General features: G+C 74.1%; 23 protein-coding genes. 8 read left to right on the top strand and 15 right to left on the bottom strand.

Annotated features, from left to right (window positions below; translation table 11 throughout):
- Nucleotides 1-7: 7 nt before the first annotated feature.
- Together AC1DWH_RS10185 and AC1DWH_RS10180 are read right to left on the bottom strand one after the other, a co-directional pair.
- A complete protein-coding gene (locus tag AC1DWH_RS10185; RefSeq protein ID WP_477093563.1) occupies nt 8-1,576 on the bottom strand; it encodes a sensor histidine kinase in 1,569 nt (522 codons plus the stop codon).
- Nucleotides 1,573-2,751, bottom strand: coding sequence for a PP2C family protein-serine/threonine phosphatase (locus AC1DWH_RS10180; RefSeq protein WP_477093562.1), 1,179 nt, complete (start codon nt 2,749-2,751; stop codon nt 1,573-1,575). Before AC1DWH_RS10180 ends, AC1DWH_RS10185 begins: the two co-directional genes overlap by 4 nt.
- A 251-nt stretch (nt 2,752-3,002) precedes the next feature.
- Here AC1DWH_RS10180 and AC1DWH_RS10175 point away from each other — a divergent pair, with 251 nt between their 5' ends.
- Together AC1DWH_RS10175 and serA are read left to right on the top strand one after the other, a co-directional pair.
- The gene (locus AC1DWH_RS10175; protein WP_477093561.1) at nt 3,003-5,240 is read left to right on the top strand and encodes a HelD family protein; all 2,238 of its coding nucleotides are present in this window, start codon (nt 3,003-3,005) and stop codon (nt 5,238-5,240) included.
- A 73-nt stretch (nt 5,241-5,313) separates the two neighbouring features.
- Nucleotides 5,314-6,513, top strand: coding sequence for a phosphoglycerate dehydrogenase (serA, locus tag AC1DWH_RS10170; protein ID WP_477093560.1), 1,200 nt, complete (start codon nt 5,314-5,316; stop codon nt 6,511-6,513).
- A gap of 74 nt (nt 6,514-6,587) precedes the next feature.
- Here serA and AC1DWH_RS10165 read toward each other — a convergent pair whose 3' ends face one another.
- Entirely contained in the window at nt 6,588-6,788 is a 201-nt protein-coding gene (locus AC1DWH_RS10165; protein WP_456847175.1) for a DUF5302 domain-containing protein, read from the bottom strand.
- Nucleotides 6,789-6,905: 117 nt separating this feature from the next.
- Between AC1DWH_RS10165 and AC1DWH_RS10160 the strand changes: the two genes are divergently transcribed.
- Nucleotides 6,906-7,928, top strand: coding sequence for an aldo/keto reductase (locus AC1DWH_RS10160; RefSeq protein ID WP_477093559.1), 1,023 nt, complete (start codon nt 6,906-6,908; stop codon nt 7,926-7,928).
- A 1-nt stretch (nt 7,929) separates the two neighbouring features.
- On the opposite strand, the gene AC1DWH_RS10155 is transcribed toward AC1DWH_RS10160, so the two are convergent.
- The 3 genes from AC1DWH_RS10155 to AC1DWH_RS10145 form a co-directional block, all read right to left on the bottom strand.
- The gene (locus AC1DWH_RS10155) at nt 7,930-9,933 is read right to left on the bottom strand and encodes a S9 family peptidase (RefSeq protein WP_477093558.1); all 2,004 of its coding nucleotides are present in this window, start codon (nt 9,931-9,933) and stop codon (nt 7,930-7,932) included.
- Between the two features lie 65 nt (nt 9,934-9,998).
- Nucleotides 9,999-10,517, bottom strand: a complete 519-nt coding sequence (gene nrdR, locus AC1DWH_RS10150; protein WP_477093557.1) for a transcriptional regulator NrdR — start codon at nt 10,515-10,517, stop codon at nt 9,999-10,001.
- A 427-nt stretch (nt 10,518-10,944) separates the two neighbouring features.
- A complete protein-coding gene (locus AC1DWH_RS10145; RefSeq protein WP_477093556.1) occupies nt 10,945-11,352 on the bottom strand; it encodes a LysM peptidoglycan-binding domain-containing protein in 408 nt (135 codons plus the stop codon).
- A 298-nt stretch (nt 11,353-11,650) separates the two neighbouring features.
- On the opposite strand from AC1DWH_RS10145, the gene lexA reads away from it, so the two are divergent.
- Entirely contained in the window at nt 11,651-12,403 is a 753-nt protein-coding gene (gene lexA, locus AC1DWH_RS10140; RefSeq protein WP_477093555.1) for a transcriptional repressor LexA, read from the top strand.
- A gap of 39 nt (nt 12,404-12,442) precedes the next feature.
- Here the strand turns inward: lexA and AC1DWH_RS10135 are convergent, their stop codons facing one another.
- From AC1DWH_RS10135 to hflX, 3 genes are read right to left on the bottom strand one after another with little or no spacing between them, the layout of a single operon-like run.
- Nucleotides 12,443-13,444 carry an L-lactate dehydrogenase gene (locus AC1DWH_RS10135; protein ID WP_477093554.1) on the bottom strand — a complete coding sequence of 334 codons (1,002 nt, stop codon included), beginning with the start codon at nt 13,442-13,444 and terminating at the stop codon, nt 12,443-12,445.
- A gap of 9 nt (nt 13,445-13,453) precedes the next feature.
- Entirely contained in the window at nt 13,454-15,526 is a 2,073-nt protein-coding gene (locus AC1DWH_RS10130) for an ATP-dependent DNA helicase (protein WP_477093553.1), read from the bottom strand.
- A 29-nt stretch (nt 15,527-15,555) separates the two neighbouring features.
- Nucleotides 15,556-17,079 (bottom strand): GTPase HflX, encoded by a 1,524-nt coding sequence (hflX, locus tag AC1DWH_RS10125; RefSeq protein WP_456846115.1) that lies wholly within the window; start codon nt 17,077-17,079, stop codon nt 15,556-15,558.
- 106 nt (nt 17,080-17,185) lie between these two features.
- Between hflX and AC1DWH_RS10120 the strand changes: the two genes are divergently transcribed.
- Both AC1DWH_RS10120 and AC1DWH_RS10115 read left to right on the top strand, forming a co-directional pair.
- A complete protein-coding gene (locus tag AC1DWH_RS10120; protein ID WP_477093552.1) occupies nt 17,186-17,791 on the top strand; it encodes a class I SAM-dependent methyltransferase in 606 nt (201 codons plus the stop codon).
- Nucleotides 17,788-19,155, top strand: a complete 1,368-nt coding sequence (locus tag AC1DWH_RS10115; protein WP_477093551.1) for an MFS transporter — start codon at nt 17,788-17,790, stop codon at nt 19,153-19,155. Before AC1DWH_RS10120 ends, AC1DWH_RS10115 begins: the two co-directional genes overlap by 4 nt.
- Here the strand turns inward: AC1DWH_RS10115 and AC1DWH_RS10110 are convergent.
- The 5 genes from AC1DWH_RS10110 to AC1DWH_RS10090 are packed head-to-tail and all read right to left on the bottom strand — an operon-like array spanning nt 19,104 to nt 22,619.
- Entirely contained in the window at nt 19,104-19,433 is a 330-nt protein-coding gene (locus tag AC1DWH_RS10110) for a TlpA family protein disulfide reductase (RefSeq protein ID WP_477093550.1), read from the bottom strand. The genes AC1DWH_RS10115 and AC1DWH_RS10110 overlap by 52 nt on opposite strands.
- Nucleotides 19,430-20,386, bottom strand: a complete 957-nt coding sequence (dapF, locus tag AC1DWH_RS10105; protein WP_477093549.1) for a diaminopimelate epimerase — start codon at nt 20,384-20,386, stop codon at nt 19,430-19,432. Before dapF ends, AC1DWH_RS10110 begins: the two co-directional genes overlap by 4 nt.
- Nucleotides 20,383-21,339 carry a tRNA (adenosine(37)-N6)-dimethylallyltransferase MiaA gene (gene miaA, locus AC1DWH_RS10100; RefSeq protein ID WP_477093548.1) on the bottom strand — a complete coding sequence of 319 codons (957 nt, stop codon included), beginning with the start codon at nt 21,337-21,339 and terminating at the stop codon, nt 20,383-20,385. The genes dapF and miaA overlap by 4 nt, the downstream gene beginning before the upstream one ends.
- Before the next feature lie 5 nt (nt 21,340-21,344).
- Complete coding sequence (locus tag AC1DWH_RS10095) at nt 21,345-21,857, bottom strand: type III secretion system chaperone family protein (RefSeq protein ID WP_477093547.1); 513 nt, start codon at nt 21,855-21,857, stop codon at nt 21,345-21,347.
- Between the two features lie 36 nt (nt 21,858-21,893).
- A complete protein-coding gene (locus tag AC1DWH_RS10090) occupies nt 21,894-22,619 on the bottom strand; it encodes a class III extradiol ring-cleavage dioxygenase family protein (RefSeq protein WP_477093546.1) in 726 nt (241 codons plus the stop codon).
- A 78-nt stretch (nt 22,620-22,697) separates the two neighbouring features.
- Between AC1DWH_RS10090 and AC1DWH_RS10085 the strand changes: the two genes are divergently transcribed.
- Together AC1DWH_RS10085 and AC1DWH_RS10080 are read left to right on the top strand one after the other, a co-directional pair.
- Nucleotides 22,698-23,291, top strand: coding sequence for a type III secretion system chaperone family protein (locus AC1DWH_RS10085; protein WP_456847339.1), 594 nt, complete (start codon nt 22,698-22,700; stop codon nt 23,289-23,291).
- The gene (locus AC1DWH_RS10080; protein ID WP_456847338.1) at nt 23,288-23,809 is read left to right on the top strand and encodes a type III secretion system chaperone family protein; all 522 of its coding nucleotides are present in this window, start codon (nt 23,288-23,290) and stop codon (nt 23,807-23,809) included. Before AC1DWH_RS10085 ends, AC1DWH_RS10080 begins: the two co-directional genes overlap by 4 nt.
- A gap of 4 nt (nt 23,810-23,813) precedes the next feature.
- On the opposite strand, the gene miaB is transcribed toward AC1DWH_RS10080, so the two are convergent.
- Nucleotides 23,814-25,376: a tRNA (N6-isopentenyl adenosine(37)-C2)-methylthiotransferase MiaB gene (gene miaB / locus AC1DWH_RS10075; protein WP_477093545.1), complete on the bottom strand. Its 1,563-nt coding sequence runs from the start codon at nt 25,374-25,376 to the stop codon at nt 23,814-23,816.
- Between the last annotated feature and the right edge of the window lie 5 nt (nt 25,377-25,381).

Below are 25,381 nucleotides of genomic sequence, written 5' to 3'. Positions count from 1 at the left end.
TCTCCGCTCAGGCGTGGTCGTCGGCAGCCGGCAGGGTCCAGCGGATGCTGGTGCCCTCGCCGTCAGGCTGCTCGATCCAGATGCGACCGCCGTGGAACTCGACGATCTTCTTGCACAACGAGAGCCCGATGCCGGTGCCCTCGTAGACGTCCTTGGGGTGCAGCCGCTGGAAGATGACGAACACCCGCTCCGCGTACTGCTGGTCGATTCCGATGCCGTTGTCTCGACACTCGAGCTCCCAGGAGTCTGCCACGCGTCGCGCGCTGAGGTGGACCGCCGGCAGCCGATCGGGGTGGCGGAACTTCACCGCGTTCCCGACGAGGTTCTGGAAGAGCTGGACCAGCAGCGGCTCCTCCCCGCGGACGGTCGGCAGCTCGTCGTGCGTCACCACGGCCCCGGACTCCGCGACCGCCTCGCTCAGGTTGTCGAGAGCGACGTCGAGCGCCGCGCCGAGGTCGACGTCCGTGACCTCACCGCCGACGCGGCCCACGCGGGAGAAGCCCAGGAGGTCCTGGATGAGCTGCTGCATGCGCTTGGCGCCGTCGACCGCGAACGCGATGTACTGGTCGGCGCGCTCGTCCATCTGGCCGCCGTAGCGCTTCTGCAGCAGCTGGGTGAAGCTCGCGATCTTGCGCAGCGGCTCCTGCAGGTCGTGCGAGGCGACGTACGCGAACTGCTCGAGGTCGCGGTTCGAGCGGCGCAGCTCCTCGGCCTGCTCGGTGAGCAGCTCGTGGGCGCCCTCGATCTCGGCGCGCGAGGTCTCCAGCACCTGCAGCTGGTCGACGAGCGCCACGCGCATCCTCTCGACGTCGCCCGCGAGCGCGGCGATCTCGCCGGGCCCGACGCTCTCCACGGGGTGCAGGAGGTCGCCCGACGACACCGCGCGCGCGTCGGAGGCCAGGGCGTCCAGGGGTTCGAGGATCCAGCGCCGCAACGTCACCCACAGCGAGATGCCGAGGGCGACGGCCGCCAGGACCAGGACGCCGACGGTGGCCCCCGCGATCGTGGTCCACACGTGCAGCTCGTCGAGCGCGTCCTGGCGACGTTCGCGCAGCAGGTCCGTGTAGCTCTCAGCGGCCGCCCGGGCCTGGTCGAAGAGCACCCGGCCCTGCTCGATCTCGTCGGCCGTCACCGCACCCTTGCCGCCGGCGCGGACCTCGGCCATCACCGGGACGGCGAACTCGTCGTTCCACGCCTTGGCGGCGTCGGCCGCGGCCTGCGCGGCGGTCGCGACCTCCTTGTCGCCCCCCGTCGCAGCCTGGGCCGCCAGGGTGCGGAACGACAGGTCGTCCGCGATGGCCCGGTCGTAGGGCTCGAGAGTGATCGGGTCGCCCGTGAGCGCGAAGCCGCGGACCGCGGTCTCGGCGTCGATGAGCTGGATGTAGGCGCCGTCGGCGAGCGTGATGGCGTCGAAGTAGGTCTGGGTGACCGCCTCCTGGCGGTCGACGAGCCGCACGAGGACGAAGGCGGTGCCGAGCACGACCACCAGCAGGGCCGCGCCGGCCGCGACGATGGTCGTCCGCAGGCGTCGGCGCAGGGTGGAGGAACGCCGCGCGGGCGTCGTGCCAGCGCTCACGCGGACCAGCCGAGAACCACGACGGCGGCGTCGTCGACGAGGTCGCCGCCGTGCAGCGCCCGCACGTCGTGCAGCACACGGTCCACCAGGTCACCGCGCGGCGCGGCGCTCACCGCGCCGTCGACGATCTTCAGCAGCCCGGTCTTGCCGACCCGGTCGGACCCGCCGGCGATCGTGGCCTCGAGCACCCCGTCGGTGTACAGGAGGATGCGCCACGACGCGGCGAGCTCGAGCCGCACGGGCTGCCAGCCGCCCGACACGGGGATGCCGAGCGCACGCCCGCGGCCGTGCGTGGGCAGCAGCGTCGAGGGCTCGCCGAGCAGCAGCGGCACGGGGTGCCCGGCCAGGTAGAGGTCGACGGAGCTGCGGTCGGCTGCGACGTCGAGCATCGAGACCGTGGTGAAGATCTCGGGCCGCGCCCGCTCGGAGACCAGGACGCGCTCGAGCAGCCCGAGGATCTCGACGGTCGGCACCTCCGCCAGGACGAGGGTCCGCCAGGCGGTGCGCAGGGTGGCGCCGAGCGCCGCCTCGTCGGGACCGTGTCCGCAGACGTCGCCGACGAGCGCGAGGACCGACCCGTCCGGGCGCTCCACGACGTCGTAGAAGTCGCCGCCGAGCACGCCGTCGCGTCCGGCTCGGTAGCCGACCCGCACCTCGAGGCGCTGGTCCACCACCGACGGCGTCGGCAGCAGCGCGCGCTCGAGACGGTTGACCTCCTCGGCCCGGATCAGGCTGCGGTACAGCGCGCGGTCGGTGTCCTCGAGGCGGCGGCGCTGGATGGCGTACCGGACCGAGCGCCCGAGCAGCTCGCCGTCGACCTCGCCCTTGACGAGGTAGTCCTGCGCGCCGGCGGCGACGGCCGCGACACCGACGTCGGTGCCCGCCAGCCCGGTCAGCACGACCACGGCGGGAGCGCCGGCGGCGAGCAGCCGCTCGAGGGCTGCGATGCCCATCGCGTCCGGCAGCCCGAGGTCCAGCAGGACCAGGTCGACGTCCAGCCGGACGAGGGCCTCGTCGAGCGTGCGGACCCAGGCCAGGTCGACGTCCAGTCCAGCGTCGGCGAGGTGCTCACGCACCAGGACGGCGTCGCCCTCGTCGTCCTCGACCAGCAGCAGGCGGATCGGCGGGGCCATCGTCCGTGGCGGGGCGTCCACCGTCGTTCGTGCCTCGCTCAACGGACCTCCTCCCGGCTGCGCCCCTGCCGTTTCTCGACAGGACAACCGAAGCGTAGGGTCCCCGCCCGGCCTCCGCGCGCCGTCTCACCCGCTCCGCGCGAGCGCCACCCGGACGGACGTGTGCGACGGGGCCGCGGACAACGGATAATGGACGGCCGCTCCGCGCGCCGTGCCGTCCCTCGGCCGGCCTGGTACGGCGCGACGCACGGCCGGGTCGTCCCGGCGGAACGGAGATCGCCCAGGTGGCAGGCATGGACAACGAGCTGACCGGTGAGCAGCGGGTCGTCGACCAGCTCTACGGGCGGCTCGACGACCTGCGCGCTCAGATGCGGGCACGGCTGGCCGACGTCCGTCGCGAGGGCCCGTCCGGCTCGCCGCAGAACCGCTCGGAGCGCGACGCGTTCGCCACGCTCTACGAGGACCGCATCGCGCAGCTCGAGGCGGTCGAGGAGCGCCTGGTGTTCGGCCGGCTCGACCTCGACGACGACTCGCGCCGCTACATCGGCCGGCTCGGGCTCACCGACGAGGAGCAGACCCAGCTGCTCACCGACTGGCGCGCTCCCGCGGCGCAGGCGTTCTACCGGGCGACCGCGGCGCACCCCGACGGCGTCGTCCGTCGGCGGCACGTGGTCACGCGGGGCCGCACGGTCACCAGCGTCGAGGACGAGGTGCTCGACCTCGACCTGCTGACCGACGACTCCGGCGAGCGCCTCAGCGGCCTGTCGGGCGAGGGCGCGCTGCTGGCGGGCCTGGCCGCGGGTCGCACGGGTCGGATGGGCGACATCGTCGCGACGATCCAGGGCGAGCAGGACGCGATCATCCGGTCCGAGCTGAACGGCGCGCTCGTCGTGCAGGGCGGCCCCGGCACCGGCAAGACCGCCGTGGCGCTCCACCGGGCCGCCTACCTCCTGTACGCGCACCGCCGGATGCTCGAGCGCTCGGGCGTGCTGCTGGTGGGCCCGAGCCGCACGTTCCTGCGGTACATCGACCAGGTGCTGCCGTCCCTCGGCGAGACCGGTGTGGTCACCACGACGGTCGCGGAGCTGTACCCCGGCATCCAGGCGACGGCGACCGAGGACGAGGCCGTCGCCGAGCTCAAGGGCCGCGCGCTGTGGGGCAGCGTGATCGCGCGCGCCGTGCGGGACCGCGAGCGGATCCCCTCGCAGCCCGTCCACGTGCGGGTCGACGGCCACGACCTGGTCATCCGGCCGAACGACGTCGCGTCCGCCATGGCGCGTGCCCGGCGCAACCACAAGCCGCACAACCAGGCCCGCGTGTCGTTCGTGCGCGACATGCTGGGCCGGCTGGCCGAGCAGTACGTGGAGCAGCTGGGGCAGGACGTGCCGTCCGACGAGCGCGGCGAGATCGTCGAGGAGCTGCGCACCACCCGCGAGATCCGGGTCGCGCTCAACCTGGCGTGGATGCCGATCACCCCGCAGAAGCTCGTCGCCGACCTGTGGTCCAAGCCGCACCGCCTCGCGTCCGCCGCACCCCAGCTGACGCCGCGGGAGCGCGCGATGCTCGTGCGCGACGCGGACGCCCCGTGGACCCCCGCGGACGTCCCGCTGCTCGACGAGGCCGCCGAGCTGCTGGGCGAGGACGACCAGGCCGCACGGGCCGAGGCGCGGGCCGCCGCCGACCGACGCGTCTCCGAGCTCGCGTACGCCCGCCAGGTGCTCGAGTCGACGGGCAGCGGCGGGATGGTGTCCGCGGAGATGCTGGCGGACCGTTTCGCGACGACCGGCCCCACGCTCACCACCGCCGAGCGCGCCGCGGCCGACCGCTCCTGGACCTACGGGCACGTCGTCGTCGACGAAGCGCAGGAGCTGTCCGCGATGGCCTGGCGGTCGCTGCTGCGCCGGGTGCCGACGAGGTCGCTGACGATCGTCGGCGACGTCGCGCAGACCACCGCGACCGCCGGCGCCCACAGCTGGGCCGCCCAGCTGGACCCCGTGCTGCGCTCGTCGTGGCGGCTCAACGAGCTCACCGTGAACTACCGGACGCCCGCCGAGGTCGCGGACACCGCGCGTCGGGTCGCTGTCGCGGCCGGGCTGCCGGTCAGCCCGCTCACGTCGGCGCGCGACGTCGACGACTCCCTGGTGGTCGAGCGGACCGCCGACGTCCTGGCCGCCGTGACCGAGCGGACCGAGAAGCTCGTCGCCGAGGTGACGGACTCCTCCGGTGCCGGGCGCATCGCCGTGATCGCGGTGGACGGGCGGCTCGAGGCCGTCGCGACGGCCCTGCGCGCCGCCGGCCTGCGACCCGCGATCGGGACCGGCTCGAGCGCGGCGGACCTGGACGCCCCGCTGGTGGTGCTGACCCCGCGCGAGGCCAAGGGGCTGGAGTTCGACGTCGTCGTCCTGGTCGAGCCGGCCGAGGTGATCGACGCCAGCGCCGGCGACCTGTACGTGGCCATGACCCGTCCGACGCGCGCGCTGCACGTCCTGCACGACCGCCCGCTCCCGCGCGGTTGGGGCAACGAGGGCTGACGCAGGCGTCTCACGTGTGTCCGAGGGCCGGACCGCTGTGGGCCGTCGGCGCTGTGAGGCGCACCATAGGGGCGTGCTGAAGGCCCTGCTGCTCGAGAACCTCCACCCCCAGGCTCGCTCGATCCTCGAGACGGCCGGCTTCGACGTGACCACCCGTACCGGGGCGCTCGACGAGGCCGAGCTCATCGAGGCCCTCGACGGCGTCCACCTGCTGGGGATCCGGTCCAAGACCCACGTGACCGCCGAGGTGCTGGCGAACGCCCCGTCCCTGGTGGCGATCGGCGCCTACTGCATCGGCACCAACCAGATCGACCTCGCCGAGGCCGCCTCCCGCGGAGTCGCCACGTTCAACGCGCCGTTCTCCAACACGCGCTCGGTGGTGGAGATCGCGATCTCGGACATCATCTCCCTGACGCGCCGCCAGACCGAGCTCGACCGCGCCATGCACGACGGCATCTGGAACAAGTCGGCCACCGGCGCGCACGAGATCCGCGGACGCACGCTCGGGATCATCGGCTACGGCAACATCGGCACCCAGCTGTCGGTGCTGGCCGAGAACCTCGGCATGTCCGTGGTGTTCTACGACACCGCCGAGAAGCTGGCGCTGGGCAACGCCCGCCGCATGGACACCCTGGACGAGCTGCTCGAGACCGCGGACATCGTCACGCTGCACGTCGACGGCCGCAGCGGGAACGCGGGCCTGTTCGGCGCCAAGCAGTTCGCGCAGATGCGGCCCGGCTCGGTGTTCCTCAACCTCTCGCGCGGGTTCGTCGTCGACTACGCCTCGCTGCGCGACGCGATCGTGTCCGGCCACGTGGCGGGCGCGGCGGTCGACGTGTTCCCCGTGGAGCCCAAGCGCAAGGGCGACGCGTTCGAGTCCGAGCTGCGCGGCCTGCCCAACGTCATCCTCACGCCGCACACGGGCGGCTCCACCGAGGAGGCGCAGGAGGCCATCGGGCAGTTCGTGTCCAACAAGGTGCGCGACTACCTGGCCACGGGCTCGACCACCCTGAGCGTCAACCTGCCCAACCTCGCGCTCGAGCAGCGTCCGGGCGTGCACCGCCTCGCCTACCTGCACCGCAACGTGCCCGGCGTCCTGGCCGCGGTCAACGCGACGCTCGCCGAGCACGGCGTGAACATCGAGGGCCAGCTGCTCACCACCCGCGGGGAGCTGGGCTACGTGGTCACCGACGCCGGAGCCCCCGTCGACGCCGCGGTCGTCGAGGCGCTCTCGTCGCGACCCGAGTCGGTGCGGCTGCGCCTGCTGTCCTGAGACCCGCGCCTGCCCTCTGAGGGCTGTCATGCCGAAGGGCCCGACCACACGGTCGGGCCCTTCTGCTGTGTCCGTCAGGCGGAGCCGGACTTGCGCTGGAAGCGCCGCTGCGACGGGCCCGCGGTCTCCGAGCCGTGCACCTGGCCGGTGTTGGCCGAGCCGTCCGAGGTCCGGTGCTGGTTCGTCTTCTTGCGCTCGAGCGCCTCGCGGTACTTCGCCTTGGTGTCCTCGCTCACCGCCGCTTCCGTGGTCGCCTTTTCGTCGTCCTTCGCCATGGCGTCTCCTCCGATGCGGTGCTGTGTGCCGACGGACGTCTGCGCCCGCGACCCGCTCAGCCTGACCGACTCGCGCCCGCGGCGCCACCTCTTCTCACGGCGGGTAGCGTCGGCGACGTGCTCGATGCCCCTCAGCTCCCCCACCGGCGGGCCGGCGGCCTGTCGTGGCCGGTCGTCTCCCTCGGCCTCTGGCAGAACTTCGGTGCCGCCACCCCGTTCGCGGACCAGCGCCGGCTCGTCCTGCACGCGGTCGACCGCGGCGTCGTGCACCTGGACCTCGCCAACAACTACGGCCCGCCGCCGTTCGCCGCCGAGGAGTCGGTGGGCCGCCTCCTGGCCCGTGACCTGCGGGGGCACCGCGACGAGCTGCTGGTCACGACCAAGGCCGGCTACCGCGCGTGGCCCGGGCCGTACGGCGAGCACGGGTCGGCGAAGTACCTGCGCGCGTCGCTCGACGAGTCCCTGCGGCGGCTCGGTCTGGACAGCGTCGACGTGTTCTACAGCCACCGGTTCGACCCGTCGACTCCGCTCGAGGAGACGCTCGGCGCCCTCGACCGCGCCGTCCGGGCAGGCAAGGCGCGGTACGCGGGGATCTCGTCGTACTCGGCCGAGCGGACGACCGAGGCCCTCGCGGTGGCGCGCTCCATCGGCCTGTCCCTGGCCGTGCACCAGCCCGCGTACTCGATGCTCAACCGCTGGATCGAGCAGCCGGGGCCCGACGGACGCTCCCTGCTGGAGGTCGCCGACGAGGCAGGCATGGCCGTCGTCGCCTTCTCCCCGCTGGCCCAGGGGATGCTCAGCACCCGGTACCTGCACGGGGTCCCCGCCGACTCGCGCGCCGCGCGCGGCGGCCCGCTGCGCACCGAGTGGCTCACCGACGAGGCGCTCGGTCACGTCCGCGCCCTCGACGGGATCGCCCGCTCCGGCGGCCGGACCCTGCCCCAGCTCGCGCTCGCGTGGGTGCTCCGGGACCCGCGGATCACGTCCGTGCTGGTCGGCGCCCGGACCGTCGACCAGCTGGACGAGAACCTCGCCGCCGTCGAGCTCGCGCCGCTGACCCCGGACGAGATCGCCGCGATCGAGCCGCACGCCGTCGACGCCGGGATCAACATGTGGGGCGTGCGCTCGAGCGACCGGTAGGTCAGCCCCCGACGGGCAGGTGCTTCTCCCACCACCGCAGCACGTGCTCGAACCGCACCTGCCGGTGCGTCGGGCTCCCCGACCGCGTGAGCTCGTGCCCCTCGCCCGGGAACAGCAGCAGCTCGGCCTCGACGCCGCGGCGCTTCAGCTCGACGAACCACCGCTGGCCCTGCTCGACCGGGCAGCGCCAGTCCTGCTCGGAGTGGATGACCAGCGTGGGCGTGCGGACGGACCCGACGTGCGCCATCGGGGACTGCGCCGCCACCGCCGCGGCACCGTGCTCGTCCGCGGCGTCGCCGAGGTACGCGGTGCCGAAGAACCAGCCGATGTCGCTGGACCCGACGAAGCTCACCGGGTCGAGGAAGCCGCGCTCGACGATCGCGGCGGCGAACCGGTCGGTGCGCGTGGTCAGCCAGGCGGTGAGGTAGCCGCCGTAGGAGCCGCCCATGACGCCGACCCGCTCGCCGTCCAGCGCCGGGTCCTCCAGCGCGGCACCGAGCAGCGCCAGGACGTCCTCGGTGTCGACCGTGCCGAAGCCGCCCTGGATGGCCAGGCCGTGGGACCGCCCGTACCCGGACGACCCCCGCGGGTTGCCGTAGACGACCGCGTACCCCGCCTCGGCGAACACCTGCACCTCGTCGAACAGACCGTGCGTGTACTGCGCGAACGGGCCGCCATGGATCATGAGGATCGTCGGGTGCGGCCCGGCGCCGAACCGCTCGGGGTCGGGCGTCACGAGCCATCCGTGCACCTCGTAGCCGTCCGGCCCGGTCGCCAGCAGCTCCGCAGGCACCCGCGCCCGACCAGTGGCCTGCAGCGGGCCCGAGAGCTCCGTGCGCACGTCGACGGCTCCCGTGCCGAGGTCGACGGCCAGCACCTCGCCCGAGGACGTCGGCGACGCGGCGACCACCACGGCGCGCGCGGCACCCGCGGCCACCGCCGCGCCGGTCACGACGGACGTGCCGCCGACGAGCGTGGTCGGCGTCCCGTCGGGCGCGATGCGGACGAGGTGCTGGGCGCCACGGCGCTCCACCCCGACGACCGGCTCGCCGTCGACCTCGACCAGGACGCCCGTGAGCTGGTCGGCCTCGAGGTCGGTGAGCCGCTCGGGCACACCGGCCCCGCCCGTGGAACCGTTGAGCGGGAGGCGGAACAGCCCCACCTGCGACGCCACGAAGTCACGTCCCGACGTGCCGAGGTCGCCGGCGAGCAGCCAGAGCGTGCTCCCGTCGCGCGACGGCAGGACGGCCTCGACTCCGAGCGTGCTGCCCGCGTCGGCATCCGTGAGAGGCACCGGCGGCGCCGGGTCGCCGTCGGGCGACGCCTCGATCAGCACCGCGTCGCTGCGCAGGTCGGACTCGCGCGACTCGTGCCGCGCGGAGACACCGACCAGCGCCGTGCCGTCGGGCAGCCACCGGGGGCCGGACACCGCGACCTCCCCCGCGGTCAGCGCCACCGGATCCGGCAGCGTCGCCGGACGCTCGCCGTCCACCGGCACGTCGACGACGAACACGTGCTGCGGCCGGTCCCGGACGAACCCGATGCCGTCGGCCCGGTACTTCAGCTCGGTGATGTGCCGCGGACCCTCCGACCCGGGCTTGCCGTCGGGCTCGTAACGACCCGGCTCCGGGACCCGGGCCACGTAGGCGATCCGCGTGCCGTCGGGCGAGAACCGGGGCTCCGCGGCACCCAGCGGGGCGTCCGTCAGCTGCACGGGCTCGCCCCCGGCGGACTCGACGACGAACACCTGAGGCTTGCCGTCGCGCTCCGACCGCAGGAACGTCACCCAGCGCCCGTCGGGCGAGACGTCCGGTGCGGTGTCGCGGAAGCCGCGGGTCAGCGCGCGGGGCGCCTGGTCGCCGACGAGGTCGACCGACCACAGGTGGCCGGTGTACTCGTCGGTGGCGAGGTCGGGCCGGACGACCGACACGATCGCGCGGCTGCCGTCCGGCAGGACGGCAGGGGCGCCGGGGACGTGGAGGAGCTCGAGGTCAGCAGGAAGCACCGGACGAACCTACGTGCTGCCACCGACAGAAATCGAACCGACGGATCGAACTGACCCGGTCGCCTTCAGCTGGTCCGTGCGTCCTGGGAGTCCTCGGAGTCCACGGATCCGTCGGCGAGCTCGCCGTCGTCGGCGCCCTCGCGCTCGGCACGAAGGACCGTGATCGCGGCCTCGAAGTCCTCCAGCGAGTCGAACGCCTGATAGACGCTGGCGAACCGCAGGTAGGCGACCTCGTCGAGCTCGCGCAGCGGTCCGAGGATCGCCGTCCCGATCTCGTAGGCGTCGATCTCGGCCGAGCCGGCGCTGCGCAGCGTCTCCTCGACCTTCTGCGCGAGCAGCGCGAGGTCGTCCTCGCTGACGGGACGCCCCTGGCACGCCTTGCGCACACCGCCGGCGATCTTCTCGCGGCTGAACGGCTCGGTGGCGCCGGAGCGCTTGACGACGGAGAGGCTCGCGGTCTCGACGGTGGTGAAGCGGCGGTTGCAGTGCGGGCACTGGCGTCGCCGCCGGATGGTCGACCCGTCGTCCGAGGTCCGCGAGTCGATGACCCGCGAGTCCGGGTGACGGCAGAACGGACAGTGCACCGTGATCCCCTTCGAGCTGGCGCGCCGGGGTCGGACGTCGACCGGCGGCGGTGGCGTCGTGGACGCCCCCGTGACGCTAGGCCACGCTCTGCGGCGGTGCAAGGTCGTCGGCGGCGACACGCACCGCGATCCTCGCACGCACTCCCGGTGGCGGCGGGCACGTCCCGCTCAGCCAGGAACGCACGAGGGCGGCCATCCATGGATGACCGCCCTCGCGGGGACGCCCCCGTCCCTGGTCACGGGCCGACTCGCCTCGGCGCCGCGCTGTACAGCGGGTCCGTGCCGGAGCTCGCGCCCCGTCGTCCCGCACCTCGGGCAAGCCCCCCAGCTCGCCTAGTGAGGTAAGGCTAACCTAGCCGAGCGATCGGGACCCAGCAACCACGCGCGCGGATCTCGCCGGCACGGCAGGCGTCCCAGGCACCAGTGCTCAACCGGCAGGAACCACGATCACCTGGCCGGCCATCAGGCCGGCGTCCGGAAGCTCGTTCAGGCGCACGAGGTCGAACACGACGTCGCGCACGTCGTCCGACGGGCCCGCCACCGTCTCGGCGATCTGCCAGAGCGTCTCCCCCGGCGCGACCGTGTGCCGGACGACCTCCTGCGCGCCGACCGGTCCGTCGGCGGCCGCCCGGCCGCCGATGAGCGTCACGACCGCGACGAGGAGCACGGCGAGGACCCACAGGACGGCCCGGCCGCGTGCAGTCAGCCGGAGGTGCGCCGCGGACCGGCCGGCATCGGCAGTGCGGGCGCTCGGGGCGCCCGCCGTGCTGCGGGTGCTGCGGGTGCTCGACGTCGCGATCCTCGGCATCGCGGGTCCCATCACCATCGCGCTCATCGCGTCTCTCGTTCCTGCTCGGCCCGGGGGTCCCGGGGTACCGCTGATCGTCGAACGCCTGTTCGTCGAACGTCTGTACGATGTCTACCAGCATCCACCGACACTGTCGAGACACGATCGAACAGATGTTTGATCTTCCGTCCCGACATCCCTAGGCTGGCGATGCAGCACAAGCGGACCACGAGCCACTGACACGACCGCCGGGCAGCCCCCGTCGCCGCAGGTCAGGGCACGCGGGACGCCGGCTGGAGCAGGCGGAGAAGGCCGCGAGGCGGCCGCCGGACGGAGGAGGAGCGCAGTGACGGACTCACGGGACACGTCCCAGCCCGAGAAGGACCTGGCGACGATCCACGCGCTGCCCGACGGCGCGCCGGGCCCGGACGGCCTCACGGCCCGCCAGCGGCTCGTGCTCGACACGATCCGGACGTCGGTGGAGTCCCGCGGCTACCCGCCGAGCATGCGCGAGATCGGGGAGGCCGTCGGCCTGACCAGCCCGTCGAGCGTGAAGCACCAGCTCACGGCACTCGAGCGCAAGGGGTACCTGCGCCGCGACCCCAACCGCCCGCGCGCCATCGAGGTCGTGCACGCGGACGACTCGCGGGGCGTCGGCACGTGGACCGCGCCGGACGGCAGCCGGTCCAGCTTCCCCGACACGGGCGACGGCGAGCGCATGCCGGCACCGTCCTACGTCCCGGTCGTCGGCCGGATCGCGGCGGGCGGCCCCATCCTCGCGGAGCAGGTCGTCGAGGACGTGTTCCCGCTGCCCCGCCAGCTGGTCGGGGACGGAGACCTGTTCCTGCTCAAGGTCAGCGGCGACTCGATGATCGACGCGGCGATCTGCGACGGCGACTGGGTCGTGGTCCGCCGTCAGCCGGTGGCGGAGAACGGCGAGATCGTCGCGGCGATGATCGACGGCGAGGCCACGGTCAAGACCCTCAAGCGCATCGACGGCCACGTCTGGCTGATGCCGCACAACCCGGCGTACTCGCCGATCCCGGGCGACGAGTCCACGGTGCTCGGCCGCGTCGTCAGCGTGCTGCGCAGCCTCTGACGTCCCGCCGGCGCCGGACCACGGTCCGGCGCCGGCGGCTCAGAACCCGAACCGCCGCGCCACCGCGCGCACCGCGTCGGCGGAGGTCCGCAGCCCCGCCAGCTCGTCGTCCGACAGCGGCACCGGCAGCTGCTTGCCCACGCCGTGCGCACCGATGATCGTCGGCACGGACAGGCAGACGTCGCTGATCCCGTAGTAGTCGTCGAGCAGCGACGACACGGGCAGCACCCGCCCCTCGTCCTTGAGCACGGCCTCGATGATCCGCGAGCCGGCCAGGGCGACCGCGTAGTTGGTCGCACCCTTGCCCTCGATGATCCGGTACGCCGAGCCGACCACCTCGTTGGCGATCTCCTCGCGGACCTCGGGGGTGAATGCGAGGCTCCCGTCCGGGCCCGACCACTCGAGCAGCGGGACCGACCCGATGGTCGCCGAGCCCCACAGGGGCCGCTCCGTGTCGCCGTGCTCCCCCGCGATGTACGCGTGCACGTTCTGCACGGCCACGCCGGTGTACTGCGAGATGAGGTAGCGCAGTCGGGACGAGTCCAGGACCGTGCCCGAGCCGAACAGCTGCGTGCTCGGCAGGCCGGAGATCTGCAGGGCGGCGTAGGTGACGACGTCGACCGGGTTGGTCACCATCACGTACACCGCGTCCGGCGCGACCTCCACCAGCGACGGGAGCACGGCGCGGACCAGGCCGATCGTCGCCTCGGCCAGCTCGAGCCGCGACTGCCCGGGCTTCTGCTTGGCACCCGCCGTGAACATCACGATGTCGGCGTCGGCGCACACGGCGATGTCGTCGGACCCCACCACCTCGGCCATCGGCATGAACTGGATGCCGTGCCCGAGGTCGAGCGCCTCGGCCTGGACCTTCGCCGCGTTGATGTCGTAGAGGGCGACCGAGCGGGCGGCGCCCCGCATGAGCGCCGCGTACGCCATCGTCGACCCGACGGCACCTGCCCCCACGATCGCGAGCTTCGAGGTCCGACGGGGCGTGCGGAACGGGGTCAGGCCCACGTCCTCCATGTCCAGGCTCTCGGTCATCCCTCGAGGTTATCCGGAGGTCGCGAGCCGACGCAGGGCCGAGACTGCGACGGCACGGTCGGTGGTCCGCCAGAACGCAGGCAGCGACCGCGTGAGGAAGCTGCCGTAGCCGGCGGTCGCGAGCCGCGGGTCGAGGACGGCGACGACCCCGCGGTCCTCGCTGGTCCGGATCAGCCGGCCGGCACCCTGGGCCAGCAGCAGCGCGGCGTGGGTCGCCGACACGGCGAGGAAGCCGTTGCCGCCCGCCGCCTCGATCGCGTCGGACCGGGCCGAGCTCACGGGGTCGTCGGGCCGCGGGAACGGGATGCGGTCGATGATGACCAGCCGGCACGTCGCACCGGGCACGTCGACGCCCTGCCACAGCGACAGGGTGCCGAACAGGCACGTGGGCTCGTCGGCGATGAACTGCGACACGAGCGTGGGCAGCTGGTCGTCGCCCTGCACGAGGATCGGGACGTCGAGGCGCTCGCGCATGGCGGCCGCGGCGGCGTTCGCGGCGCGTCGCGAGGAGAACAGGCCGAGCGTCCGGCCGCCGGCCGCGGTCACCAGCTCGGCGATCTCGTCCAGCTGCGCCTCCGTGGCCGGCTCGCGGCCGGGCTTCGGCAGGTGCCGCGCCAGGTAGAGGATCCCCTGCTTCGGGTAGTCGAACGGGCTGCCGACGTCGAGCCCGTGCCACGGCGCGCCCTTCGGCGGCGCGGCCGGCCCACCATCCAGGGACGTGGGGCCGACGGGCTCGGCGTCGGGACGCACCTCGAGGCCGACCGCGCGCGCGATCGGGTCGAACGAGCCGCCCAGCTCCAGCGTCGCGGACGTGAGGACGCCCGACCGGCCGGCCAGCAGGTGCGTGCGGATGAGCCCGTTGACGGCCAGGGGCGCCGCGAACAACCGGGTCTGCACGCCGCCGCGGCGGTCCTCGCTGCGGGAGCACCACAGGACCGTGTGCCGGTTGTCGTCGGGGTCGGCGGCCATCCGGTCGGCGACCTCGTGCAGGGCGAGCATGGTCGCCTGTGCCATCTTGCGGCCGCCTTCGGGTGGCGCGTTGGGCCCGGTCTCCGGCTTGAGCACGCTGAGCAGGGTGCGGGAGGCGTCGCGCACGCCGGCCACGGCATCGCGGGCCGCGGGCGGCAGCCCGTCCCGGAACCGGGCCTCGGGCAGCCCCACGAGCACGGTGGCCAGGGCCTGGCTCGCGGAGTCGAGGTCCGTCGTCGGGACGCCGCCGTGCCGACGGGCCAGCCGCGCCGCGTGCTCGATGGTGCCCACCGACAGCTCGGAGGTCGCCTGGGCCGTCACGCGGTCGGTGAGCTCGTGCGCCTCGTCGACGACCAGGACCTGGTGCTCGGGCAGCACGCCGGGCGACCCCGACGCGGCGATGCCGAGCATCGCGTGGTTGGTGACGACGACGTCCGCCTCGCGCGACGCCGCCTTGGCCTTCTCGGGGAAGCACTCCGCGAGCATCGGGCACTTGCTGCCCAGGCACTCGAGCGAGGTCACGGAGACCTGTCGCCACGCCCGGTCGGTCACGCCCGGCACCAGGTCGTCGCGGTCCCCAGTACCGGTCTCCTCCGCCCACTCGCGCAGCCGCAGCACCTGCTCGCCCAGGCTCTCCGACGGGCCGGTCGCCCCCGTGCGCGCCGGCGCCGGGTGCTCGGCCGCGCCCGCGTGCTCGCCGAGGTCGAACAGGGTGCCCGCGTCGTCCTCGGGGTAGCCGCCGGCGACCTTGTGCACGCAGAGGTAGTTGTGCCAGCCCTTGAGCAGCGCGATCGACGGCGTGCGGGGCAGGTGCGGCTCGAGGGCCTTGGCGACGAGCGGCAGGTCCCGCGTGATGATCTGCCGCTGCAGCGCGAGGGTGGCCGTGGAGACCACGACGTGCTCGTTCTCGAGGACCGCGTGCCGCAACGCCGGCACCAGGTACCCGAGCGACTTGCCGGTGCCCGTCCCCGCCTGCACGAGCAGGTGCTCGCCCTTGTCGATGGTCTCCGCGACGGCCAGGGCCATCTGGTGCTGACCGTCGCGACGGACGCCGCCGAGGGCCTGGACCGCGACGTCGAGCAGGTTCTCGACGGAGGGGTCGGCGTCGGGCACCGCGTCAGCCTAGTGGTGGCCGGCGACGCTCACGGACGGGGCAGGGCGGCCGACTCGAGCTCGGCGGCGAGCCCGGCGTCGACGCGCGCCCGGATCGCCGTGCCGTCGGCCGTGTGCTCCTCGATCTGGATGTCGCCGTGCTCGTGCACGCGGCTGATCAGGTCGCCGCGGTGGTACGGGACGACGAGGTCGACCGCGACGCCGGGCCGCGGGAGCTGGTCGGCGACCAGGGCCTGCAGCTGGTCGATGCCCTCGCCGGTGTGCGCGGAGACGACGATCGAGTGCACCTCGCGCGAGCGCAGCCGGGCGATCGCCTCGGGGGTGGCCAGGTCCGCCTTGTTGAGCACGATGATCTCGGGCACGTCCATGGCGCCCGGGATGTCGGCGAAGACGTGCCGGACGGCCGCGATCTGCCCCTCGGGGTCCGGGTGGGACGCGTCGACGACGTGCAGGATCAGGTCCGCGTCGGCGACCTCCTCCAGCGTGGAGCGGAACGCCTCGACCAGCTGGTGCGGCAGCGCCCGGACGAAACCGACCGTGTCCGCGAGCGTGTAGATGCGTCCGTCGACCGTCTCGGCCCGGCGGACCGTGGGGTCCAGCGTGGCGAACAGCGCGTTCTCGACGAGCACGCCGGCGTGCGTGAGCCGGTTGAGCAGCGAGGACTTGCCCGCGTTGGTGTAGCCGGCGATGGCGACCGACGGGATCGCGTGCTTCTTGCGCGACGCGCGCTTGGTCACGCGGCCCGGCTCCATCGCGGCGATCTCGCGGCGCAGCTTGGCCATCCGGTTGCGGATGCGCCGGCGGTCGAGCTCGATCTTGGTCTCACCGGGACCGCGCGAGCCCATGCCCGCCGCGGCGCCGCCCACCTGGCCACCGGCCTGCCGGGACATCGAGTCGCCCCAGCCGCGCAGGCGCGGCAGCAGGTACTCGAGCTGCGCGAGCTCGACCTGGGCCTTGCCCTCCCGCGACTTGGCGTGCTGGGCGAAGATGTCGAGGATCAGCGCGGTCCGGTCGATGACCTTGACGCGGACGATGTCCTCGAGTGCGCGCCGCTGCGACGGAGCCAGGTCGCCGTCGACGACGACCGTGTCCGCGCCGACGCTCGCGACGAGCGCCGCCAGCTCGGACGCCTTGCCCGAGCCCAGGTACGTGCCCGGGTCCGGCTTCTGGCGCCGCTGGAGCAGCCCGTCGAGCACCTCGGAGCCGGCCGTCTCGGCCAGCTGCGCGAGCTCGCGCAGGGAGATCTCCGCGTCCGTGACCGTGCCGGAGCCCCAGACCCCCACCAGGACGACCTTCTCCAGCCGCAGCTGGCGGTACTCGACCTCGGTGACGTCCTGGAGCTCGGTGGACAGACCGGCCACGCGGCGCAGCGACGTGCGCTCCTCGAGCTCGAGCTGGTCGCCGTCGTACGACGAGTGCACCGTCCCGCCGGCGTGCAGCGAGCTCCCCGCCCTGGCGAGCACCCGGGCCACGACGTCGTCGGCCACGTCCTGCGCAGAGCGCTCGAGCGGGGCTTCGTCGGTCTCGCGGGTGGTGTGCTGCGGGTCGGTCAAGGGGTTCCTCTTCTCGTACGGTGCCTCCAGGGTCGCACGCCCGGTCGGACGCCGACGAGGCATTTCGCTGCGGGCCGAGCGCGCGGTCGTGGGTATCGTCGGCGCCGTGAGCCAGCACGACCACTACTTCACGGCGCAGCCGGCCTCCCCCGACGAGCGGCGGCTCCTGCGCGTCCGCCTGGCTGGCCGGGACGTCGAGGTGGAGACCGCCGGCGGCATCTTCTCGCCGGATCACGTCGACCTCGGCACCCGCGTGCTCCTCGACCACGTGCCGGCTCCCCCGGCGGACGGCGACCTGCTCGACCTCGGCTGCGGCTGGGGCCCGATCGCGCTCACGCTCGCCCTGGAGTCGCCCGGCGCCCGGGTCTGGGCGGTCGACGTCAACGAGCGCGCGCTGGACCTCACGCGGCGCAACGCCGAGCGGCTCGACGTGACGAACCTGCACGCCGTGACCCCCGACGGCGTCCCCGACGACGTCGCGTTCGCGGCGATCTGGTCCAACCCGCCCATCCGCGTCGGCAAGGAGGCCCTGCACGCGATGCTCACGCTCTGGCTCGGGCGGCGCGCACCGGGCGGCGAGGCGCAGCTGGTCGTCGGCAAGAACCTCGGCGCCGACTCGCTGCAGCGCTGGATCGCGGCCGAGCTGGGCGTGGTGGTCGACCGGACCGCGAGCGCGAAGGGGTTCCGCGTGCTCGCCGTGCGCGACCGATGACCTGGCGGGAGCTGCGCACCACCACGTGGAGCATGTGCGCGCTGCTCTTCATGGTCGCGTTCGAGTCGATGGCGGTCACGACCGTGATGCCGACCGTCTCGCGCGCGCTCGACGGTGCCGCCCTGTACGCCTTCGCGTTCGCCGGCCCGCTGGCCACGGGCGTCGTCGGCATGGTCGTGGCGGGCCCGTGGAGCGACCGGAGCGGCCCGCGCGCGCCCCTGTTCGCGGCGGTCGGTCTCTTCACGGCGGGGCTCGCGATCACGGGCCTCGCGCCGACGATGGAGGTCCTCGTCGTCGGGCGGCTGGTCCAGGGCCTGGGCGGCGGGGCGATGACCGTCGCGCTGTACGTCGTGGTCGCCCGGCTGTACCCGGCGGCGCTGCACCCCCGGATCTTCGCGTGGTTCGCGGCCGCCTGGCTGGTCCCCTCGCTCGTGGGGCCGTCCGGTGCGGGCGCCGTCGCGCAGCACCTCGGCTGGCGGTGGGTGTTCCTCGGCGTCGTCGTGCTGGTCGTGCCGGCGACGCTCGCCCTGGTCGCGCCCCTGCGCGCGATCGGTCCGCCCGAGACGCCGGGCGAGCCGGCCCCGCGCGGCCGGCTCGCCTGGGCGACCCTCGCGGCCGCGGCGGTGCTCGGCCTCAACCTGGCCTCGCACCTGCCGGAACCCTGGTCGGTCGTGCTCGCCGTCGGCACGTGCGCCGTCGCCCTGGTCGCCCTGCGCGCGGTGGTGCCCACCGGGACCCTGCGCGCCGCCCGAGGCCTGCCCAGCGTGATCGCCGTGCGCGGCCTGGTCGCGGGGGCGTTCTTCGGCGCCGAGGTCTACCTGCCGTACCTGCTCACGGAGCGGTACGCGTTCGCGCCGACGACCGCGGGGATCTCGTTGACCGTCGCGGGCGTCGCGTGGGTGGCGACGGCCTGGCTCCAGGGGCGGCTCGGCGACCGCCTGCCGAGCCGCGACGCCGTCGTCATCGGCACCGTGCTCGTCGTGCTGGCCGTGGCCGGGTCGCTGGTCACCGCCGCGTGGCACCTCCCGCCGGCCGTCGCCATCACGTCGTGGGCGCTCGCGGGCGCCGGCATGGGGCTCGGGTACGCCCGCTTGACGGTGCTCGTGCTCGCGTACTCGGCGCCGGGCACCCAGGGGGTGAACAGCTCGGCGCTCTCGATCGCCGACTCCATCGGCGGCGCCATCGCCCTCGCGCTGACCGGGCTGGCGTTCGCGACGGCCGACGGCTTCCCGTTCACGGCGGCCCTCGCGGTCGCCGCGGTCTTCGCCGTGGGCGCGGCCCTGGTGGCGCCGCGGGTGGGCGGCGGGCGGCGTCAGACGCCGGACGGCACCGACGCCGCCGCATCGAGCGCGCTGCGCACCTGAGCGAGCGTCGGCATGCCGGACGCCCGCCGGACCACGACTCCGTGCGCATCGAGCACCAGCACCGTGGGCGTGACGTCGATGTCGAGCCGCTCGCCCAGCTCGAGGTGGTCGGCGACGTCGAGGTCGACGTAGGCCACCCCGTGCGTGGTGGCGACGGCCCGCTCGACGACGTAGCGGGTGGACCGGCACGGCGCGCAGAACGTGCTGGAGAACTGCACGACCGTCGCGCGCTCGCCCAGCGCGGAGCCCAGGTCGGACGTCGTCAGCCGGGTGGTCATCGGCCGGCGGTCAGCGCGGACAGGTCGACGTCCGCGGACGCGACGAGGACGGCCGGCCCGGCGAGCTCGACATGACCGTCCGGCAGCACGCTGACCCGCACCGTCCCGCCGGGCACGTCGACGAGCCACACGTCGGGCGCCCCGACCCCCGCCCACGTGCGGACCGCGAGCGCCGCGGCGCACGCGCCGGTGCCGCAGGACCGGGTCTCCCCCACGCCCCGCTCGTGCACGCGCATGCGCACCCGGCCGAGCAGCGAGCCGTCGGGCTCGTGCCGCTCGCCGAGGGGGACCACCAGCTCGACGTTGGTGCCGTTCGGCGGGACCGGGGTGACCTGTGGGGCCTTGGTCAGGTCCGCCGCGGTCAGCTCCCCCTCGTCCATCAGGGCGAGCACGACGTGCGGGTTGCCGACGTCCACGCTCAGCCCTGCCCGGGCGACCTGCAGCCCGGCGACCTCCACCTCGGCGTCCGCACCGGCCCGTGCGGCGCCGGGGCCGCCCGGCAGGTGCCAGAGGCCCATGTCGACCGCGTACCAGACGTCGTCGCCGATGCCCGCCGGCACGGGGACGCGCCGGACCCGCCGGACCCCGGCGCGCGTGCCGAGCGCCAGCTCGCCGTCGGCGGCGTCCCACAGCCCGAGCCGCTCGAGGTAGGCCGCGAACACCCGGACGCCGTTCCCGCACATCTCCGCGACCGAGCCGTCGCCGTTGCGGTAGTCCATGAACCACCGGGCGGCAGGCTCCTCGGCCAGCGCGGCCGCGCCCTCGGGCACCAGCTCGCTCGCGACGACCCGGATCACGCCGTCGCCGCCGACGCCCGCGCGGCGGTCCGCCAGCTCGCGGACCAGCTGGGCCGACAGGTCGACGCTCGCCGCACGGTCGTCGAGCAGCACGAAGTCGTTCTGCGTCCCGTGACCCTTGGTCACGTGCAGAGTCGGGGTGGCCACGACGGTCATGAGCCCAGGCTACGTCGTGGTGTGGGGTCGTCCGTGGCCGGCCCGAGCTCCCCGGCGTCGGCGGCGGCCACCAGGTCGAGCGCGCGCGCGACGACGTCCGGGTCGCGCGCGTCGAGCCAGTGCACCCGCGGGTCCCGGCCGAACCAGCCCATCTGCTTGCGCGCGAGCCGTCGCGTGCCCGCGGCGGTCGCGGCCCGGGCCTCGTCGGCCGTGAGGTCGCCGTCGAGCATCGCGAGCACCTCGGCGTAGCCCACGGCGCGCGACGCCGTGCGACCCAGACCGTGCGCACGCAGGCGCTCGACCTCCTCGACCAGGCCGCGCGCCCACATCCGGTCCACCCGTTCCGTGATGCGCTCGTCGAGGACCGCGCGGTCGCAGTCGAGGCCGATCTGCACGGCCGGCACCTCGTAGACGTGCTGCGGCAGGCTGGCCGAGTACGGGCGGCCGGTGATCGCGATGACCTCCAGCGCACGCACGATCCGGCGCGCGTTGCGGGGGCCGATGCCGTCGGCCGCGACCGGGTCCACCCGGACGAGCTCGGCGTGCAGGGCCCGCGCCCCCTCCGCCTCGACCCGCGCCTCGAGATGCGCGCGGATCTCGGCGTCGGTGCCGGGGAACTCCATGTGGTCGAGCAGCGCGCGGACGTAGAGCCCCGAGCCGCCCACGGCGACCGGCCTCCTGCCCCGCGACCCGATGTCGTCCAGCGCCGCTCGCGCCCGGGCCTGGTAGTCGGCGACCGAGGCGTCCTCGTGCACGTCGAGCACGTCGAGCAGGTGGTGCGGGACGCCCTGCCGCTCGGCGACCGTGAGCTTGGCGGTGCCGACGTCCATGCCCCGGTAGAGCTGCATCGCGTCCGCGTTGACGACCTCGCCGTCCAGCGCGTGCGCGAGGCCGAGCCCGAGGTCGGACTTGCCGGTCGCCGTCGGGCCGACGAGGGCGACGACGAGCGGCACCGAGGTCACTCGAACGTCGGCCGAGCCGGGTCGTCGTACGCGATCGGCGGGGCGTCCTGCGGCTGGAGGGGCTGCGTCGCCGCGGCCTCGGGGTACATCTCGTCGAGCTTGGCGAAGAACCGCAGTGCCGTGGCGATGCCGCCCGTGATGTGGAGGTCCAGCTGCGCGTCGCTGACGCCGTGCTCGTAGTCGACCGTGTGCTCGGTGTAGACGGCGACCTGCTCGGACTCGATGCGGACGTAGAGCTTGGGCCAGACCATCGTCTCCGACCACGCGTTGACGCCCAGCAGCACGTTGCCGAACTCGGTGGCGGGCACCTGGCGCGCCCAGCGGCCGCGGACCTGGAAGTACTCCTTGGCGCGGCCCATCGTGATGAACCAGAACGGGTGCCCGTCCCACCGGCCGACCAGGTCCCCGTCGGAGTCCCGACCGTAGACGGAGCCGCGCGCGTCGAGCCGCGCGGCGACGCGGTCGATCGTCAGCGGCGGAAGGGTGGGCACGGGCGCGTCGGCAGACATCGGGACCTCGGGTGTCAGGGGATGGACAGCGAGACCTTACCCGGCGACCCACACGAGCACGGAGTGCTGCGCCCCCAGCTCGGTGCCGGCCGCCAGCAGGGTGGCGTCGACGGGCCGGTCGCCGACCGCGCCCAGCAGCACCTGCCACGGCGCCCAGCCGCGGACGGCGAGCTCGTCGGCCAGCGTCGGGTCGTCCTGCGCGAGGCGCGCCCGCGCCGCGGGGCCGGCGTCGGTCAGGTCCGCCAGCACGCGGGCGTCGTGGCCGACGGCGCGCGGGTCGTCGGCGAGCGGGGCGTCGGGACCGTGCCGGCCGCTCCCGGAGCCGACGACGACCAGGCCCGTCGGCCCGTCCCCCACGAGGGCGGCCCCGAGGGCGGCCAGGTCGTCCGCGTGCTGCCGGCCCGACACCTCGACCACACGCAGGCCGGTGGTCCGCCCGGCGCGGGCCACCAGGTGCAGGGCGACGGCGCTGGACACCGACGGGTTCGTGGCCGGGCCTGGCGGGAGCCGGATACCCGCGACCGGCCACCCGAGCAGCTCGTCCGGGACCCCGGCGGCCGCCAGCGACGGCAGCACCACGCCGGTGAGCTCACGGGGCTCCGGCCCGGGCGCCACCACGACGACCGTCGCGACGTCGCCCGAGACCACCTCGGCCACCGCGCGCAGCGCCGCCTCGCGCAGCCCGGCGAGCACCTGCGCCGACCCCGACGCGCCGGGCACGAGGAGGGCGGTGTCGGGCACGAGAGCGGCGCGGACGAGCATGCCCAGAACCTACGCGAGACCGCGCGCCACCCGGATGACGGCCTCCCTGTGTGGGCGACCGCCGGTACTGTCGTGCGCATGGGGTCGTTCGGGGAGCGTGCGCGGCGATGGTTCCCGGGTCGCTCGCGGCCCGAGGCAGCCGATCGGCTGCCGGCACCGGAACCCGACGACGACGAGCTCCACGACCGCGTGGCCGAGCTGCTCGCGCGGGAGCTGGGCGTGGCGGAACCGGCGGTCGACCTGCCCACGGACGTCACCCCGGCGCGCATCGCCGCCTGGATGACCAACAACCAGTTCAGCTACTTCGTCGACAACGACGGCGACCTGGGCGGGCTGTGGCGCGGCCGGTTGTTCTACTTCTTCCTCTTCGGCGAGAAGTCGGAGATCCTCCAGGTCCGCGGGCAGTGGCACCGCGAGGTCGCCATCGAGCGGCTCGAGGAGGTGCTCGACGTCTGCAACGAGTGGAACGCCGACCGCATCTGGCCCAAGGCGTACGTCCGCGTGCGGGACAACGGCCGCGTGCACGTCGTCTCGGAGGTGGCCACCGACCTCGAGCACGGCGCCACCGACGCCCAGCTCAGCCAGATGCTCTTCTGCGGCCTGTCCACCGGCAGCATGTTCTTCGACGCCCTCGACGAGCGGTACCCGGACCCGGCGGGAGTGGCGCCGTGAGCGGCCCGGGCTGGCTGCTGCGGGTGCTCGGCGGGCTGCCCAAGCCCACCAAGCGGCCGACACCGGACGACGAGCCGCCGGGTCCGCTGACCCGCGAGCGCATCGCCGACTACCTGGTCGGCCGGGGCTACCGGTTCGTGATCGACGACGACGGCGACCTCACCGGCACGTGGGACGGGAGCCGGTTCTGGTTCCTGCTCCTGGGCGAGCAGCAGGAGATCCTGCAGGTCCGCGGCCGCTGGCACCGCAGCCTGCCCCTGGACCAGCGCGAGATCGCGTCCCTGGCGGTCAACGACTGGAACCGCGAACGGATCTGGCCCAAGGCCTACCTGCGCGAGGAGGAGGGCGTGCTCGCGCTGTACAGCGAGGTCTCCGCCGACTTCGAGCCCGGCGTGACCGAGCCCCAGCTGGCGCAGCTGCTCGCGTGCGGGCTGGGCACGGGCGTGCAGATGTTCTCGTCGCTCGAGGCCGTGCTCCCCCACGACGGCGCCCCGCCGCCGGACGTGCCGGACAACTAGCCGCTCAGCGGCGCCCGATCGTCGGCAGCCCGAGCACCACCGGACCCGCGGGCCCGCCGGTGCCGCACGAGTCGCCCGCGCTGCCGTGGCTGTGCTCGTCCTCGCCGTTCTGCCGGCGCTCCCACGCGTCGCCCGACGCCGTGCGTCGCACCGCGAACGTGCCGCCGGTCAGCGCGGAGTCGGCCACGAGGTGGTGCGGGGCCGCGTGCGTGACCGTCACGGTGACCAGGTCGCCGGGGCGGGGCGCCTCGGCGTCGACGGGGAGCGCGAGGTGGACCAGCCGGTTGTCGGCGGCGCGGCCCGTGACCCGGTGGGTGGCGTCGTCCTTGCGGCCCTCGGCCTCGGCGACCAGCACCTCGACGGTCCGGCCGACGAGCGCCTGGTTCTCCTGCAGCGAGATCCGCTCCTGCAGCGCGGTCAGGCGCAGGTACCGCTCCTGCACGACCGCCTTGGGGATCTCGTCGGGCAGGTCGAACGCCGGCGTGCCCGGTCGGGGCGAGTACTGGAACGTGAAGGCCGACGAGAACCGCGAGGCCTCGACGACGCGCAGCGTCTGCGCGAAGTCCTCCTCGGTCTCGCCCGGGAAGCCGACGATGATGTCGGTGGTGATCGCGGCGTGCGGCATCGCGGCCCGGACGCGGTCGAGGATGCCGAGGTACTTGTCCGACCGGTACGAGCGGCGCATCGCGCGCAGGACGCGGTCGGAGCCCGACTGCAGCGGCATGTGCAGCTGCGGCATCACGGTGGGGGTCTCGGCCATGGCCGCGATGACGTCGTCGGTGAACGCGGCCGGGTGCGGCGACGTGAAGCGGACCCGCTCCAGCCCCTCGATCGCACCCACCGCCCGCAGCAGCTTGGCGAACGCGCCGCGGTCCCCGAACTCGACGCCGTACGAGTTGACGTTCTGCCCGAGGAGGGTCACCTCGATGGCGCCCTGCGACACCAGGGCCTCGACCTCCGCGAGGATCTCCCCGGGCCGGCGGTCGCGCTCCTTGCCCCGCAGGTGGGGCACGATGCAGAACGTGCAGGTGTTGTTGCAGCCCACGCTGATGGACACCCAGCCGGCGAAGACCGACTCTCGGCGCGTGGGCAGCGTGCTCGGGAAGACCTGCAGCGACTCCTCGATCTCCACCTGCGCCTCGGCGTTGTGCCGGGCCCGCTCCAGGAGCGTCGGCAGGACGTCGAGGTTGTGCGTGCCGAACACGACGTCGACCCACGGCGCCCGCTCGACGATCCCGTTGCGGTCCTTCTGCGCCAGGCAGCCGCCCACGGCGATCTGCATGCCCGGCCGGGCGCGCTTGGTGCCGGCCAGCCGGCCCAGGTTGCCGTAGAGCTTGTCGGCGGCGTTCTCGCGCACCGCGCACGTGTTGATGACGATGACGTCGGCGTCCTCCGCCGCGGCGTCGGCCGGGCTGGCGGCCACGTAGCCGGCCTGCTCGAGCATGCCCGCCATGTGCTCGGAGTCGTGGACGTTCATCTGGCAGCCGAGGGTCTTGACCAGATAGGTGCGCGCCACCGGGGTCGCCGACGGGACGTGCGGCAGGGCGGTGTGCAGGGTCGTGGACATCACCT

The organism is Cellulomonas sp. P2_F12, assembly GCF_056403775.1.
This window is presented reverse-complemented; position numbering and strand designations above follow the sequence as displayed.